Below are 18,389 nucleotides of genomic sequence, written 5' to 3'. Positions count from 1 at the left end.
AGGGGTTTCTCAGTTATCATCGATAATTGAGAAACCCCTGTTTGTTTAGCATGGTTTGAGAGAGAAATAGCCGAACGGAAATTAAGATTATCTACAAAGGACCTTGTGTAGGGAAATTCATTCTATGAACCGTCTCTTACGTTCAAAAAAGGACCTCATCGTGATTTTTGTGTTCAACGCCCCGCAGATATTTGTAGGGTACTAGGGTACAATTTCCTTTAATGATGATATGATTTAGATAATCAACTTACTTATTGCGCTCATGTAGATTGGGGTTGTTGGGTTCATAATGAGGGGTATTCTTCGATTCGGTTCTCGTACGATCTTGCTTCATATAGCTGCTGCCGTTATTGTTGGTTTGGTTGCAAGCTATGCCGTCATCTCTGCACCGGACTCCCCTAAGTTCCAAAGTGAAGAAGGCATACTGGATTTAACGCAGGTTCATGTCAGTAAGAATCCGCTAAAGTTAAATGGAGAGTGGGCGTTCTACTGGCAAGAGCTGCTTTCGCCTGAGGACATACAGAATCGCTTAGCAAGGGACGGAAATAATGACCGCTGGATCAGCATCCCGAGCTCCTGGCTAGGCTATCGGTTAGATGGTCAGCAGCTGAACGGTACAGGCTTTGCAACCTTTCGGGTGGTCATAGAGCTTAGCGAGCAGGATAGGAATGAGCGGCTTGCTCTGCGGCTGCCTACCATCTTAAATGCGTATAAATTATGGGTGAATGGCGAACTGTTGGCAGAAGTTGGGGTGGTTGGTCAGGACAAGAGAAGCGTGACACCGCATCTGGCAACGAAGCTGGTGTTCTTCCAGCCCGAGAATGACAGGGTGGAGCTGGTTATGCAAGTAGCCAACTTCCATCATAAGCGAGGCGGCATCACCAAGTATATCGAGTTGGGCGGCAGTGATGTGTTACCGGTCAGGACAAATCTGAAAATCGCCGCTGAAATATTCATAACCGCAAGCCTGCTGGTGATTGGCGTGTATCACCTGCTGTTGTTCGTCCTGCGACGCAAAGACAGGGCTACATTGTATTTTGGTCTGTTCACCCTGTTGTTCGGTATCCGATCCTTGCTGGTCGGCGAGCTCTTGCTCACACAATTGTGGCCGGCTTTTCCATGGGGCTTGCAGTTCAAGATCGAGTACCTGATTCTGTGCAGCAGTGGGTACATCATCACGATGTACTCTGAATGCATCTTTCCCAATTATGTGTCACGATGGTTTCGTCTTGGCACGCGGATCGCAACCGGCGCACTCTGTCTAGTAGTTGTAGTGGCTCCTGCGCTTATATATACCAAATTATTACCGATAATCGGTGTGGTCGTTGTTCTCCATATGATTTATCTGATGGTTGGACTGGCCCGAGCGGCTGTGCGGCGTATGGAGGGAGCGCTGGTCTTCCTGCTGGTGTCGGTGGTTGCTTTGGTTACGGTCATCAATGATTTTTTATATTACAACGAATGGTCACGAATCGGAGATACATCTCCGCTTGGTCTGTTGGTGTTTACGATTGCACAGATGATTCTGCTTTCTTCAAGATTTACGAGGGCGGCATCAAACGAAGAGAGGATTGCACGTGAGCTGCAGGACGCTAACAACAAGCTGACCGAAATGAATATGAATTTGGAACGGACCGTGCAGGAACGCACACAGGCCTTATCCTCAGCTCATGATGATCTCCGCACTTCTTATGACCGGTTGCTTCACTCCGAGCAAGGGAGGAAGAAGCTCCTTGCCTATATTACACATGATCTGCGTATGCCGCTGTCCAGCATGCTTGGTTATGTAGAAGCTGTGCAGGACAGGGTTAAGCCGGAACGTAATGAACAGTACCTGAAGTATATCCGAGATAACACGATAAGGATTAACCGCATGATCGAGGAGTTGTCCTTCTTGTCGCATTTGGAGACGGGACAAGTCTCGTACCGAATGGAGCCGGTTCATGTGATTCACTTCTTGCGTAGTTTTTTTGAACAATATGAGCTGGTTGTGCGTGACGCAGGTTTGGATTTCATGCTGGATATCGGAGATGCGGAAGATCAACGACCTAACTTGTCTGTTGTCGAGATGGATGCGCAAAGATTAGAGCAGGCGTTGTTTAATCTAGTGTCGAACGCGATGAAATTCACCTCTAGGGGTGGGCTGGTGCGTATTGCGCTAGCTGTGGACGAGGTGAATCATACCCGCTATGCGATAATTAGCGTACAGGATTCTGGCACGGGTATTCCTCCAGATCAGCTCGGACAAATCTTCGATCGCAATTACAGGTGTGATCGGCCGGGCGCGGAGAAGGGCATAGAGGGCAGCGGGCTCGGACTGGCGATTTGCAGAGAAATTGTACAAGCGCATGGAGGGATGGTTAGAGCGGAGAGCGACGGCAAGACGGGGTCGATATTCTATGTATCGCTTCCTTGTATTGTAAATGAAGGAAGGTGACGGTGTGATGGACACGCACAAAATTATGATCGTCGATGATGATCCCCATATATGCGAGATTGTTCAGGTGTATTGCGAGAGGGAGGGTTTCATATCCTCCTACAGTCATAGCGGGACAGAAGCCATGAGGCTGCTTGCATCGTTCGAGCCGGATTTGATTGTACTGGATGTATTGCTGGCTAATGAAAACGGCATTGATTGGTGCCGGAACGCACGTAGCTACACGAATGCGCCGATCGTGTTTCTGAGCAGTCGTGAGGAAGACGAGGTGAAAATCAGCGCATTATCCTATGGCGGCGACGATTATGTGACCAAGCCATTCAGTCCGGGAGTACTTATGGCCAAGATCAAGGCTCACCTTCGCAGAGTGTCGACGGGCAGAAGGGAACAACTGCTGGAGTTACCGGGGTTGACGCTGGATTTCTACGCACAGTCCGTCAACATGGGGAGTGAGCCCATCTTTTTATCGAAAAAAGAGTTCAGTCTGCTGTCCTATATGGCACAAAACGTTAATCGTGTCGTCACTGTCGATACGTTGTTTCAGCTCATCTGGGGAATGGAGAGTCTGGAGGATACGAGAACGGTCGCTGTACACATCAGTAATTTACGTAAAAAAATCGAGGCTGACCCTGTCAATCCTGAGAGAATCATTACGATTCGGGGGGCCGGATATATGCTGGTTGCCAGAAGTGCGTTGCAAGCGCGAACATAAGAGACCTACCGATATGAGGCCCAATTCACCGCTCCTATGTTAAATAACTATGCAGGCTAAGAGGTTGGCCACACATTACACACAAAAAGCTTCTCATTAGTGAAAATCTAACGAGAAGCTTTTTTGATGCCTTATTTTAATAAATAAATTGATGCTTGAGCTCAATCATTCGCGATTCTGGCGTCAAGGCTTTCTTCGTGAAGCAGATAAGAAACAACCTTGATCCAGATGTCTGAAACATAGATTAGTAATAAAGACCCTTAGAGATTGACTGGATTATTCCAGTGTTTCTAAGGTTTTTGTTATTCGGACTTTAATACGAAATTCCTACCGGTATCATTAATTCAACCATGGGTATAAAATTTACCAAATGTAAATAGGGTAGAAGACCTTGCTTTTAATGCTTCGTTTGGTTGAGACGGTAGGGGTGGGAATTAGGTTATAATGAAACAATGGTTTTACTTCCAATAGGAAAAGGCTCATGAAAGAATGCAATACGCTATCGCACGAAGGAGGGACATAACGGCGGTTAAAACAGACAGCGAGGGAATAGGGAATGAATAAAGAATGGAAATGAATTACAAATGTTATAAGGAGAAAGCAGAGTGAGAGAGATCATAATACGGAAATATGTAAGGATCATATGGATTTGTTTACTCATCGTCGCTTTACAGGTCAGTTCTATTTCAGCAGTGCCGGCTACATATGCAGCCTCCGGCAACGACGTAACCAATCAAGTGGCTTCCGATTTTATTACGGGCGTTGATATTAAAGAGAAGACAGGATCAACGATTGGTAATACGTTAATAGGCAAAACGAATATCGAGAAAACGACGGATTTTTGGCTGCTATATAATTTTATGGTTCCCAATGTGCATTCGATCCTCGAAGGGGACTACATTCTATTAGATGTACCTCCAGCAATTGCTCTTCCACAAGTCTCAGGAAGCACGGAGTTACATTTTACTACGTTGATGATCGACGAAGATAATACTCCTGTTGCGGAAGCCTATCTGATTGCAGGCAATAAAATCAGGCTTGTTTTTACAGACAGCGTAGAGACGCTTTCCAATGTAGGGGGAGCATTCTTCATAGCCGGCGGTTTTGACCAGAGTAAAATCAAGACGGATGGCAGCGAAACGGAAATTGCTTTCGGCATACCGCAAGAAACGTTGAAGCTAACGTTCAAAGCGGATCCTATTCCTGAGCCGGACCCGGTTACTGTTCAAAAAGACGGCACAATAACAAGCGGAACCAGCATTGAATGGAAAATCACTATAAATAAAGAAAACGTTAGCGTTAAAAATGCGGTATTGGTTGATGTTATCTCGTCAAGCCAAAGCTTGGATCAGACATCCATTAAAGTGAATAATGTTGCTGCTCCTGCAGCCGATGTATCCTTCCAGAACGGTACGCTAAATCTTTCACTAGGTGACATTACGACGAAACAAGAGATTACATTCGTTACGTCCTTAACGGAAGATGCTTTGCTTGCAGCGTTAGAAGAAGGTAAAACATCGATTAGCGTTATAAACGACGCGGCTCTTAAGCATGGCGATGGTAAAACAACAAATGCAGATCAACCGAAAACGGTTCCTATCCCGCTAAATATTTTAAGTAAGTCTGGAAATTATCTCAGCCCGACTACAGCTAATAACACGAAAAACATGAAATGGACGATTGTCGTTAATTCCGATAAATTGAAGTTCGACAATGCTGTAATCAAGGATACGCTGCCTGCCGGACTAACATTTATAGCGGGGTCCCAAACCGTTACAGGCGCATCCGGTGTTACTCCAGTCGTGAGCGGATCAGATATTACTTTTAATCTTGGTAATATTACCGATGAGGTTATGATTACCTATGAGACGGAGATTGCCCCAAGTTATTTCCAAAAAAATGGTTCTTATAACTTCAATAACAACGCTGTGCTTACTTGGACAGGACTTACAGGTACAGGAGTGGCAAAGCAAGGAAATGTAGGTGTCGGAAGCAGTTTATTCGTGAAATCCGGAGCTGGATACAATCGATCTAATGGCGTTATTTCATGGTCTATCAGTATCAATAATGAAAAAATCAATTTAGCCGCCCCGACGATTACGGATACCATTCCAGCTGATCAAAAGTTTATTGAGGGGTCCGCCAAAATTGTAGACGACCAAGGTAACGTTTATTCCGGCGGCGGCGCGTTTAGTTATAATGCTGCAACCAAAACTTTGAGCTACATCTTCAATTCGACGATAAGTTCTAAATACACCATTACATTTGATACGAAGCCGGTAAGTACTGAGCTTATTACAGCTAACCAAAGCGGACAGTTTTCGAATACCGCTACGTTTAAAAGCGGGTCTATTACCGTTAACTCTACAGGAACGCAATCGTACTCAAGCAATGTCTTCAAAAAGGAACAAGCCGGGTACGATCTTGCTGCTCGTATTATTAAATGGAAATTTACTGTAAATGAGAACGGTGCAACAACGCCAAGCAGTAATTCAGCGGCAATTGATCCTAGTTTATATAATGCCATTCCGCTTGCGAATGTAAGTATTCATGATGCCATTCCTGCCGGGCTAAAGTTTTTGCCGAATAAGACAAAAGTTTTTGACCGTAACGGTAATCCTGTTAGCGGCATCATAACGACCCAGGGATCAGGTCCATCAGGCTATGATGAAGTAACTTTCAAGTTCACTTCGAATATTACGGAAAAATATACGATAGAAATTGAAACAGAAATCATAGATGAATCCAAGTTTACTTCACAAGGAAACGCGCTTATTAACGGAAATTTCAACGTAAAAAATGAAGCGACGTTAACTCATAACGAATCAACAAAGACAAATAAATCGGAAGCAACGCAAGAAATTAAAAACCGCATCGTAAGCAAAAAAGGTATCCCAACAGCGTATGGCAATAAGTATATTGATTGGGTTGTGTATCTGAACTCTAATGCGGTTAATCTTAATCAGCTGCTAGCTGTAGATAAGTTTTGGCTGATCGATAATCTGCAAGCAGGTTTGGAGCTGGATACAACAAGCGTTGCTCTACTTGCATACGATCGAGCGATCGAAGTACCTAATTCCATTCCGGCTGATGGAAACGACGGATTAGGAGCCGGCAGAAATATTACTCTGGACGGCACGCACATTAAATACGATGCGACAACGAGAGAATTTAGACTTAACTTCCCGGGAGATTCGATTACGACTGCGTACAAGCTTTCTTTCCGTACGTACGTTACGGAGAGTGTTTCTTCGGGAGCTCAATTCTCTAACGGCATTAGTTTGTACGGTTCCAAATCGGGCACGCCGGTTAGCATCGAAAATGCCTATCAATCAAACGATTCGCGACAAGTCACGTTTCTTGAAGCGGGTAGCGTAGGATATGGCAATCTGGGTAAATTTGTCGTCAATAAAGTTGACTTAGAGAATACGAGCAAGAAATTATCCGGTGCAACTTTTGCTCTCTATGACCGGTTCGGTAACAAGGTTCAAGAAAAAACGACGGTTAACGGCCAGCTCGAATTTAACCGTATCAAATCTGACCTATCTTACTATATCAAAGAGGCAGTGGCTCCGGTAGGATATCTGCTGAGCGGTAACGTAAGCGTAGATGGCAATTCGGCGGCACTTACTACGGCTGTTGACGTTGTACAAGATGCGGTTGAAGTGAAATTGAACTCTGTAACCAATCAGAAGTCAGTGGAAGTAACGTTCAAGAACCAAGAAATCAAAGCAAATGTACAGTTTGTGAAGCAAAATGATTCAAATGGATCGCTGGCAGGCGCAAAATTCGGACTATTTGCTCGCGGCGCGTCTGCAAGCTCTACACCATTAGCTACGGCAACGAGTACGAGCACGGGTATCGTTTCGTTTACGAACGTGCCTTACGGACAGTATGATATTCGTGAAATGGAAGCTCCATTCGGGTATCGTACCCTTACAGGCGTTGTTCATGCTGTTGAGGTCACTGCAACGGACCATGGGAAAACATTGCAGTATGCAGCGGTTTCTAATGAAAAGATTAAAGCAAATCTTAAATTCGTTAAGAAAAACGGAACGGGTACCGGAATTGCCGGTGCAGAGTTTAGCTTGTATAACAGTGCAAATCAGTTTGTTGCAAAAGAAACCAGTGGAGCCGGCGGCATAGTAGAATTTAAAAATGTGCAAGCAGGAGATTATACAATTGTCGAAACCGCTGCGCCTTTTGGTTATGTCCCGCTTTCCGGGGTTGTCAAAACGGCTAAAATTGAAGAAGCGCAGCATGGTACGACGATTGATCTTGGCGATGTAACGAATGTACGGATTCAAGCTTCTATTGCCTTTATGAAAGCAGATGAAAATAATCAGGCACTGCCAGGAGCTACTTTCGGTCTATATGACGGATCGGATACGCTCGTACAGTCTCAAATCAGTCAAGCTGACGGTAAAGTAACCTTCACTAATATCGGTCAAGGGACGTACACGCTAAAAGAGATTTCAGCTCCTTACGGCTATCTCCCGATTGCCGGCGTCATTTACAACGTGACGGTTACAGCTAATGATCATAACAAAACGATCCCGCTGAATCCTGTTGTCAATACACTTATTGAAGCGAATATTAAGTTCGTAAAAGTAGGCGAGACGGGGCAGGCGCTGCCGGGTGCAAAATTTGGTTTGTATTCTCGCGGTGCGGCAGCAGGTTCAACGCCTATCGACACAGCAACGAGCGATAATTCAGGTGTTGTATTATTCGCGAATGTCCCTTATGGCAATTACGATATTCGTGAAATAGAAGCGCCATATGGTTATCGTACGCTTACAGGCGTTGTTCATGAAGTCGGGGTCACTGTAACGGATCACGGAAAGACATTGAATCCTTCTGCAGTCTCTAATGAATTGATCCGGGCAAACATTAAGTTTGTTAAGCTGGACAATTCGGGCGGTAAGCTAGCCGGTGCCGAGTTTACGCTGTACAACAGCGGTAATCAAGCTGTAGCGACATCAGAATCCGATGTAGATGGAATTGTGGAATTCAAAAACATTTTAGCAGGAAGCTATACGGTTCGTGAGACGAAAGCTCCGTTTGGTTATTTGCCGCTTCTTGGGGATGTCGGAACGGCAACGATTACTGAAGCGAAGCATGGTACGACGATAACGCTTGCTGATGTAACGAACGAATGGATTCAATCCGGTATTCAATTCGTTAAAACCAATGAGAACAGCCAACCGTTAGCTGGCGCTAAGTTCGGGCTGTATAACGGTCAAAATGCGCTCGTTCAAGCGCAAGTAAGCCAATCGGACGGTAAAGTAACTTTTACGCATGTAGATGAAGGCAGCTATACCATAAAAGAAATTTCAGCTCCGTATGGCTATCTTCTTAATAACGATGTTATTTACAACGTGACGATTACAGCAAACGATCATAACAAGACGATCGCGCTTAATTCTGTTGCCAATACACTTATAGAAGCGAATATGGAGTTCGTAAAAGTAAGTGAGAAGGGACGGCCGCTGGCCGGTGCGGAATTTGAACTGCTGGATTCGAACGGGGGCGTTGTTCAAACGGTAACAAGCGGCACCGACGGCAAAGTTACGTTTGTCGATGTACGCGAAGGCGAGTATGTTATTCGTGAGAAAACAGCGCCTGTCGGCTATAATCCATTAGCCGGCGATGTTGCGACTGTAGAAATTAATGCACAGAAGCATAATACTACAGTAACGATTCCGGATGTAACGAATCAGATCATTAGAGGCGACGTTGAATTTGTGAAGGTAGCTAAATTTACGGGCCAACCGTTAATGAAAGCGAGCTTCGCATTATATGCGGCAGACGACACAGCATTCAATACGGAGATTGCAACCGCGGTTTCCGATCATAACGGTGTCGTTCGTTTTGAAGATGTAGAGTACGGAGATTATACGATTGTTGAAATTGTTTCTCCTAGCGGTTACTATCGATCAAAAGAAAAACTGTCCGTTTCCGTCAGAGAAGAAGGCAAAACCTATCAGCTTGGAAACTTTGAAAACCAATTGATTCCGGATGACGTTATTGAAGGCGTAATCGAGATTCTAAAGGTTAATGAATTGGACGCTCCGCTTGCGGGCGCGAGATTTGCGCTTTATGACGCCTTTGGCAATTTTGTTGCGGAAGCGGTAAGCAACAATTCCGGCATTGCTCGTTTTGCTCCGGTGTATGCGGGGGAGTACACAGTTAAAGAGGCGGAAGCACCTAAAAACTATGTGAAATCCGATCAAGTATCGAAGGCTGCGATTGACCGCAATCAAAACTATGTGAAATTGACGTTTGTCAACGAACGCAGCAGCGATGCTCCTTGGCCAAGCGTAAGTGTTCGCAAAGTGGACGATACGGGTGCCAAACTTGCCGGCGTAACATTTGCATTGTACAAAGCAACAGATACAACCTTTACAACTCCGATAGCCAAAAGCACAACCAATGCCGATGGCGTTGCAACGTTTACTAATATTCGTCCCGGTAAATATGTTGTAAAAGAAATGGAAGCACTTGAAGGCTACATGCTTTCCAATGTTACGCTGCCGGTAACTGTAACCGAGGATGTGCAAACGTTTAATGCCGGAACAGTGGAAAATCGCGTTATTCGCGGCGCTATTGTTGTAACTAAAGTCAATGAGCTTAACGAACCGCTGCAGGGCGCGGAGTTCGGCTTGTATGACGAAAACGGCAAATTGGTAAAAGCCGCAGTAAGCAATAGCGAAGGAATCGCGAGCTTCAAAGATATTCCATACGGTTCTTACAACTTGAAAGAGCTGGCTGCGCCTGAGTCTTATCAAAAATCCGACGATGCAATAGAAATTAAAATTACAGTCGATGGCAAAGCTCAAGCCTATACGATTGTAAATAAAAAAGCGAATGGCTCATCAGACGATAATGATGGAAACTCAGATGATACAAATGGAGAAGCCGGTACAGATACAGGCACAGTCACAGATACAGGTACCGATCAGTCGGAAAATTCCGGCTTGGTTCTAGGGGTAGGCAGCAACAACCAAGGGAATAATGGCACTGATGAAAAAGGCGACAAAGTAAGCGGGGCGCATCAAAGTAATGAGCTGCCTAAGACGGGAGATTCTGTCTCTACAATGATTTGGCTGTTTATTGGCAGCGGATTGCTTATCCTTGCTTTCCTGTTGGTTGGCAGAAGAACTCAGAAACAGTAGCTTGATTACAGAATGCGTATATTCCAACAGGAATGTACGCATTCCTTTTTTGAAAATCTCAGAAAGTATATCCTCCGCTGATTGTTCGATTTCCCGGTAAACGCGCCTGTCCTTAAAGGATGGCGAAACCGTTTATCCTTGGTTATAATTTGAAGGAAGAATGGCAAATGAACGAAACATATTGAGGGATATGATGGGGAAATCAATAAAGCGAGCCGTGCTATTTTTTCTTATCGCCGTTTTTTTGTACAGCGGTTATCAGTTGGCGCAATACTTTTATGACGGTTATGTAAGCGGCAAGCTGAATGATCGTATGAAGCAGCAATATGTGACTGCTCAGAAAGCACAGCAGGGACAGCCGGAGCGGCAGGAGCAGAATCATGCAGGACAGGGCGAATTAACGGAGGAACACTTGAAGCAGCAACAGTATCGGGAGCGATTTGATCGATTGCTTGAAATCAATTCCGATATTGTTGGCTGGATTCGTATTGAGAATACGGGTATTGATTATCCCGTAGTGCAATCCGGCGACAACGAGTATTACCTTAATCATAATGTTGAAAAACAATCCTCTGCACGCGGCTCGATATTTATGGATTATCGAAATACGGATGTGAACGAAGATAGCCATACTGTGATTTATGGCCATCATATGAAGGATGGCAGTATGTTTGGCGAATTATCCAAATACAAAAACGCTGCCTATTACCATGATCATCAAATGATCACATTTGACGGATTAGAGGGATCGACGAAGTTTCAAATCTTTTCCGTTTATATTTACTCTCCTAAGGATCAGTTCTTTGAATATGAGTTTGCAGACGAGCAGCAGTATAGTGCCTATTTAGAAAAAATTACGACAAAGTCTCGGTATGATACGGGTGTTAAAGTCACGTCGGATGATCAACTGCTTACACTGGTAACCTGCACGTATGAAATTACTGATGCCAGATTCATAATTCATGCGAAACGGGTACAGTAATAATCTGGAATGTATGGATTTGCGGCGGCTAATCATTTAAGATAACTGCATTAACCAATTAGGAGACGGAAAGGGGTGTTCGTATGACAATGAAAAAGTTCCTGTCATTCATGGTTTTCCTGCTTTTGTTGTCCATGGTGGTGCCGAACGTGTCTTTTGCCCAATCCAAGGAGGCAAGGGTGACTCTGCCAACCTTCAAGGTGTCGCTGAACGGAACGCCAATCGACAATACGTTTCGGCAATACCCGTTGATTGTATACAAGGACATTACCTATTTTCCGATGACGTATTATGATAGCCGGTTTTTGGGGATTGAAACGAAATGGAGCGGCGATACGGGACTCGAAATCGATAAAACGGGAATCGGCGCAGCCTACAGAGATTACAACGGTGATGCTCGAAACGGCAAAACGTACACGGCAACGATTCCTTCTTTCGACATTAAGGTGAACGGCGAGGCTATCAATCAGGCTAGCGAAGAATATCCGCTGCTGGTGTTTAGAGACGTGACCTATTTTCCGCTGACTTGGAGATTTGCTGTGGAAGCTTTCGGTTGGGAGTACCTTTTTGATTCGGATAACGGGCTTGTCATTCAATCGACCAATCCTCAGCTGCATAAAGTCAATCTTTCCGCCTATACAGGAGGCGATCTGGTAGCGGTAGGGGGCCACTATTACTATGAAGGAGCGGAAGGCGCGATTTACCGCTCTCCCGCAGACCGGCCCGAACAGGCGAACAAAGTCTATCAGCTGCCTGTTTGGAGCTATGGTGACGGAAACGCATATGCTACTTCCAGCCTATCCGTTAAAGACGGTGAAGCATGGCTTGTTTACCATCAGGGCGGAGCGATTATGGGAAGCGATCATTACGTGAAGCTGAAGCAGGATGGAACGGCCGAGGAAGCCGAGAGAGGGTATTTGACATTCAGAACATTCGGCGACATTACTTTAAAGGTCGGGCAAGGCGTGCCGCCGGGACCGAATAATCTTTCTATGAAAACTGCCGGTCAAGAATATAAGCCGATTGGCGATCCCGCTTATTTGTACGGATGGAATTGGGAGAAGACGGACGCTTCGTCGGGCGGCGGAGCCAGCAAAGATCTGTATCTTGTAAATAATCACGTTTATTTAATGGCGTTTCATATGGACCGTGATACGGATGTCAGCAGAATTCATAAGGTAAATATCGAAACCGGCGAGACGGCAAGAGTCAGTGATCTAAAGGCGAAATCCTTCGTTATTGAAGGGGAGACCATGTATTTTGCAAGCGAAGGGAAGCTTTATCGCTTGCCTTTGACCGGGGGCAAGGAGGAGCTTCTGCCGACGACGGAAGCGGTCAACGAGGATTTTGCTATTCAAGTGCTGAACGGCAAGGTGTATTACGTCGGCGCTGCCGACCAGGCTTTATATGCGGCCGGTATTGATACATCTTTGCATGCAGGCGGCAAGGTGACGGGGCTGAAGCAAGAGGAAGACTATCTGGTCGGCACCTTCGCGAAAGAGAACGGCAATCCTTATGGTATGATTGTTTTTGATAAAGAGAGTAGAGCTGTCTATCGATCGGCTGACGATGCGGCTTATTCATCCGTAGCAAACGGTACGCTCACTTATGCGGAGAGCGGCGGCAGCAATGTGTATACGGTAAACATCGATACGGAGTAAGGCTCTAGTTAGTCTTGCGGCATGAAGAAATACGGCTGGCTTCCCATGTGTTCGTCGAACATGCGGGAGGCTTTTTTGACGTGTTGCGGGATGCACAGGCCGATACCTAGTTGCTATCGAAAATAGTTATAAAGATATAGGGGAATAATACCCGATAAATAGAATATAGGGTGGTTGGTCACTGTGCCGCCGAAACTTATCTGATATAATGATTAAAAATTGGAAGAAGGAGTGATGGGTCAACCTAATGAAAAAGACTGATGCTGCAAGCTTCAAATACGTAAGGTTGGCTTTTGTAATTATGATGATCGCCATGATCGTCGCGGTTCAATTGTTTCCGCCGGCACTAACCGTTTCGGCGGCGGGCGGGCAAACCTACTATGTTTCACCGAATGGCAATGATAGTAATCCCGGGACACTGGCATCACCCTGGAAAACGATCCAAAAAGCTGCAAACACGCTTGTAGCGGGAGATACGGTTCTCGTCAGATCAGGCATATACAAAGAATTCGTTTCGATAAAAACATCAGGATCCAAAACGAACGGTTATATCACGTTCCAGGCATATCCGGGCGAGAAGCCGGTAATTGACGGCTCGGAGCTTACTATGGCAAGCGGGAAAAACGCCCTGATCACTATTACGAACGCCAGTTATGTCGTCGTGGACGGATTCGAGCTTCGCAATTTAAAAACTTCGAGCAGTTCGCAATCTCCTTCCGGCATTAAAGTACTGCAAAGCGGAACCGAAATCCATATAGTAAACAATAATGTCCATCATATCGAGAATACTTCCAGCAGCGGGAATGGACATGGTATACACGTGTTGGGAACCTCATCCGCGCCGCTCACCAATATCCGCGTTAGCGGCAATGAAGTTCATCATCTCGCAACGGGCTCGAGCGAATCGGTAACGTTAAGCGGCAATATCGACGGCTTCGCTGTCGAGAACAATATCATTCACGACAATAATAACATCGGAATCGATATCGCCGGCTTTTACGGCGCCTGTTCAAGCCCATGCACGGATCAAGCGCGCAACGGAGTTGTAGCGGGCAATACGGTTTACAATATCGATACTTCGATCAATCCGTCGTACAGCAGCAATGTGGCGGCAGGTATTTATGCCGACGGTTCTGCCAATGTCGTGATCGAACGTAATCGCGTATTTACGAGCGATTACGGCATCAGCATCGCAAGCGAGAAGCAAGGAAAGAGCGCAAGCGGTATAACGGTCCGGAATAACTACATTTACCATAATGACTTGGCGGGCATCATTATGGGCGGATCGGGATCGTCCAACGGCGGAGCGACCGATATCAAAATCTTCAACAATACGATCGTAGAGAATGATGTCTTGAACAAAGGCTACGGCGCAATCGCGTTTCAGTATCATGTTCAGAACGCCAAAATCGCCAACAACATCATGTACAGCCGTACTAAGAAAATGTTCGTGCAGAAATATAACACAAGCGGCTCCGACGTTACGGTCGACTACAATTTGTACTTCAGACCCGACGGGGAAAACGGAAGTTCCTGGGTGTGGAACGATACTTCTTACCGTACTTGGAATGACTTTAAAGCCGCTACGGGCTTCGACAAAAACTCGATATTTGCAGATCCGAAGTTCGTCAATTTATCGGGGTACGATGTTCACTTGCAGAGCGGGTCCCCGGCAATAAATAAAGGCTTGAGTGCAATGGCGGGCGGTACGTTCGATCTTGACGGAGCTACCAGGATTCAAGGCCAAGCGGTAGATATGGGCGCTTACGAGTTTAAAGCGGGAACGCAGCCGACACCAAGTGCGACGCCAAGCCCTACACCGAGTGCGACGCCAAGCCCGACACCGAGCTCGACGCCAAGCTCGACGCCAAGCTCGACACCGAGTGCGACGCCAAGCCCGACGCCGAGCGCGACGCCAAGTCCGACGCCGAGCGCGACGCCAAGTCCGACGCCAACTCCGGCAACCGGCGGTGGAACGATTAAGATTGACGGCGATTTTTCGGACTGGAGCAAAATTCCGAATTTAGGCGAAGGCCAGTCGAATGTGCGGACGATAAAGGCTCTTGCAGAAGGCGGCAGCCTGAATGTTCTGGTTACGGGAATGCTGCTGGAGGAGAAGGGTCAGTTGTTCATAAACACGGATAACGATACGGGCACCGGCTTCAAGGCTCCGTACTGGAGCAACAGCGGCGCCGAATATTTGCTGGAGAGCGGCTTCCTGTACAAGTATACCGGAACGGGAGGAACGGATTGGTCGTGGACGGAGGTCAAGGTATACAGAGGAACCGATAAGTTTGCGCTTACCAATACGGTTCTCGAGGTATCTCTGACTCTTGCCGATTTAGGGATTCCGCAAGGCGGGGCGATCAGCGTAGGATACGTTTGGAAGGATTCGGCGGACCATAAGCTGCCTGCCGGCAGAGACCTTCTGAAATATGCCGTATCGCCGCCAAATACGCCGCAGCCGGAACCGTCCGCTCCCGTATTTAAGATCGATGGCTCCGGATCCGAATGGAATGGCATCCCTGTGTTGAGCTCCGGCGGCTCCAATCCCAAAACGATGAAGGCCGCTAACGATAAAGATTATTTGTACCTCCTGATTGAAGGAAGCATGCTGAATGCCAAAATGCAAATTTATATAAACACGGATAATAACAACGACAGCGGCTATAAACCTTCGAAGTGGAATTCCGGCGGAGCGGAGTATTTAGTAGAGAACGGCACGCTGTATCAGTATACGGGCAAAGGAAGCAATTGGTCCTGGAAGAAGCTTGCCGCATTAAAATCTATCGCGGGATATGCGCTGAATGAAACGCTGGCGGAAGTCGCGATACCGCTTAAAGACCTGGGTATAACGGATAAGAATACGATCGGCATCGGCGTCATGCTGAACGATTCCGCAGCAACGCAATTGCCGGCAAGCGGTGGAATGATTGTATACCCTTTAACCGCAAAGCAATAACAGTTTCGATTGATTTAAACTCGATCGCTATGCGCTAATGTGAGTCACTTCGGGGACTTCATTGGCAAACAGCGGTCGAGTTTTTTTGCGCATATAAAAAAACAGTATTTTAGTTTTATGGTAAACATTAACTTATACTCATGCGTTCATTTTAAGGGTAGGTCGAAAGACCCATTTATAAAATCGATGTTTCAGAAAATGTTCAGAAGCAAGTGTTATATTTTAATCCAAAATGTTGTAATTTGTTGAAAAAAATATGAGACACTCGAGTTTCGATGAGGTGAAAGTATGAAGGTCCTTATTACAGGGGGTTACGGCTTTATAGGCTCCCATGTGGCCGACCGGTTTCATAAAGAAGGGTATGAAGTTTATATTATTGACAACCTTTCTACTGGAAACCGCGGAAATATTACATTCAAGCATAAAGGATATGAGTTGGCGGTCGAGGACGCCAAATGTGAGGAGGTATTTCGAGCCAATCAATTTGAAGCGGTCGTCCATCTTGCCGCGCAAGCCAGCGTAAATACCTCCATTATGAACCCCCAACTAGATTCGGAATCCAACGTGCTCGGGCTGGTTAATATTCTTAACTTGGCGCAGAAATTTAAGGTAAAGAAGTTTGTTTTCGCTTCGTCGGCTGCGGTATACGGGACGAACGAACATATACCGCTCAAGGAAGAGTTGCCGTGCGATCCGATTTCCCCATACGGACTCAGCAAATGGGTCGGAGAATCGTATTGCCGCAAGTGGCAGGAGCTGTACGGCCTCGAGACGATTTGCTTCCGCTTCTCGAACGTATACGGACCGCGTCAAAGCTCCGCCGGCGAAGGCGGCGTCATTTCTATTTTCATGGATCGGGTCTTTTCGGGTCAGACGCTTTATGTGTACGGCGACGGCAATCAAACGAGAGATTTTATTTACGTCGAGGATGTCGCGGATGCCATATTCCGGTCCTCTTATTCCCGTTTGTCTGGTATTTACAATCTTTCGACGAACACGGAATGCAGCGTCAATGAAGTCATTGAAGCGATCGGCACCATGCAGAGCGTCAGAGATATTACTTACGCAGACAGACGGGATGGCGATATTTCCCGTTCTGTCTTAAATAATGAGAAGGTGAAGCGCGAGCTCGATTGGTCGCCGATGTACGGCATTGGAGAAGGGCTGCAGCGGACCTACGCTTGGTTCGAGCTGAACCGCGCGAAGATGGAGAGTGCCACTTCTGCGGTATCCGCCGCGAAGCTCACTCCTTATCGGCAAATGTTCAAGAAATATATGCCTTATGCGGAGAATCTGCTGGCTTTTGTCCTGACGGCGTGGTTGACGTTTACACAGGATACGGACTATAGCGCTATCGACATCAAGCTCTTTTACATTACAATTATCGGCATTATGTACGGAAACAGACAATCGATTTTGGCGGTCGTTTTGTCGATCGGCCTGTTTATTTATCAGAAGCTGCTGGACGGCCGGGAACTCGTATCCCTGCTTTACGATACGAATGTGTTCTTCCAAATCGCGATTTACTTGTTTATCGGTCTCGTAGTCGGTTATGCGATTGAAAGAAAGAACAGCGCAATTCAAGCAGCGGAGAGAAATAAGGATGAGCTGGAAGAGAAGTACGATTTCTTGAACGGCATGTACAAGGAAGTTCGGGAAGTAAAAGACGAGCTGCAGCTGCGTATTTTGAACAGCGGCGACAGCTTCGGCAAAATTTATTCGGTTACGAAAGAGCTTGAAAGCCTGGAGCCGGAAAATGTGTTCAGCTCGACGGTCAATGTTGTGAAATCGATTATGTCCGTTCAATCGGTCGCGATTTACACGGTAAACCCGTACCGGACTTATATGCGTTTGATTGCTCATTCCAACGACTATGAAGGACAAGCCTCGATCAGGGTTGAGGATGACGCTTGCATGCGCTGGGTTCTGAACGAGGGGAAAGTGTTCGTAAACAAGGATTTGGCGAGCAACGCTCCGCTCATGTGCGCTCCAATCTTCTATAACGGCGAGATTAAGGCGGTTATTGCCATCGACGGGATGGCTTTCAATAAGTTTTCGCTTTATTATCAAAACCTTTTTAAAGTTACGACAGATCTCGTTTCTTCCGCTTTAGCGCGGGCCTTCGCTTATATCGAAGCTACGGAGAGCCAGCGTTATGTGAAGGGGACGCCGATTTTGCGTAAGGAAGCTTTCGCTTCCATCCTTGAGAGTAAGAAAATGGCGAAAACTCACCATAATACGCCGTTTTTGATGCTTTGTGCTGCAGAAGGCGAGGCAGGAATCGAAAGCCGCCCCGATCAAATAGCGGGCATGCTCCGCGAGACGGATTATATCGGCCTGAATGAGCAAGAGAAGGCCGTCATTCTTCTATCCAATACGGGATACGACGATGCCGCCCGCGTACTGGAGCGATTTGCGAGCCGCGGCATTTCTCTAAACATCGTCAATGGGGAGCTTTAA

Annotated in this window: 7 protein-coding genes; all 7 read left to right on the top strand. The window is 46.3% G+C overall.

Annotated features, from left to right (window positions below):
- The first annotated feature begins 289 nt into the window (after positions 1–289).
- On the top strand, positions 290–2,437 hold the full coding sequence (locus DQG23_RS32630) for an ATP-binding protein (protein WP_113035228.1): 2,148 nt from the start codon (positions 290–292) through the stop codon (positions 2,435–2,437).
- A 7-nt stretch (positions 2,438–2,444) separates the two neighbouring features.
- Positions 2,445–3,149, top strand: coding sequence for a response regulator transcription factor (locus DQG23_RS32625; RefSeq protein WP_113035227.1), 705 nt, complete (start codon positions 2,445–2,447; stop codon positions 3,147–3,149).
- A gap of 605 nt (positions 3,150–3,754) precedes the next feature.
- On the top strand, positions 3,755–10,324 hold the full coding sequence (locus DQG23_RS32620; RefSeq protein WP_113035226.1) for a SpaA isopeptide-forming pilin-related protein: 6,570 nt from the start codon (positions 3,755–3,757) through the stop codon (positions 10,322–10,324).
- A 160-nt stretch (positions 10,325–10,484) separates the two neighbouring features.
- A complete protein-coding gene (gene srtB / locus DQG23_RS32615) occupies positions 10,485–11,306 on the top strand; it encodes a class B sortase (protein WP_113035225.1) in 822 nt (273 codons plus the stop codon).
- A gap of 83 nt (positions 11,307–11,389) precedes the next feature.
- Positions 11,390–12,967, top strand: a complete 1,578-nt coding sequence (locus tag DQG23_RS32610) for a DUF5050 domain-containing protein (protein ID WP_113035224.1) — start codon at positions 11,390–11,392, stop codon at positions 12,965–12,967.
- Positions 12,968–13,214: 247 nt separating this feature from the next.
- Positions 13,215–15,929 (top strand): right-handed parallel beta-helix repeat-containing protein, encoded by a 2,715-nt coding sequence (locus DQG23_RS32605; protein WP_113035223.1) that lies wholly within the window; start codon positions 13,215–13,217, stop codon positions 15,927–15,929.
- A 288-nt stretch (positions 15,930–16,217) separates the two neighbouring features.
- Complete coding sequence (locus DQG23_RS32600) at positions 16,218–18,389, top strand: NAD-dependent epimerase/dehydratase family protein (protein WP_113035222.1); 2,172 nt, start codon at positions 16,218–16,220, stop codon at positions 18,387–18,389.

It is taken from the genome of Paenibacillus contaminans (assembly GCF_003285015.1).
Classification (GTDB): Bacteria; Bacillota; Bacilli; order Paenibacillales; family NBRC-103111; genus Paenibacillus_V; species Paenibacillus_V contaminans.
This window is presented reverse-complemented; position numbering and strand designations above follow the sequence as displayed.

Bases quoted from the DNA above. Each gene is read 5' to 3' on its own strand.
- DQG23_RS32605 (WP_113035223.1), top strand. From the start codon at position 13,215: ATGAAAAAGACTGATGCTGCAAGCTTCAAATACGTAAGGTTGGCTTTT.
- DQG23_RS32610 (WP_113035224.1), top strand. From the start codon at position 11,390: ATGACAATGAAAAAGTTCCTGTCATTCATGGTTTTCCTGCTTTTGTTG.
- DQG23_RS32625 (WP_113035227.1), top strand. From the start codon at position 2,445: ATGGACACGCACAAAATTATGATCGTCGATGATGATCCCCATATATGC.
- DQG23_RS32630 (WP_113035228.1), top strand. From the start codon at position 290: ATGAGGGGTATTCTTCGATTCGGTTCTCGTACGATCTTGCTTCATATA.
- DQG23_RS32600 (WP_113035222.1), top strand. From the start codon at position 16,218: ATGAAGGTCCTTATTACAGGGGGTTACGGCTTTATAGGCTCCCATGTG.
- srtB (WP_113035225.1), top strand. From the start codon at position 10,485: ATGGCAAATGAACGAAACATATTGAGGGATATGATGGGGAAATCAATA.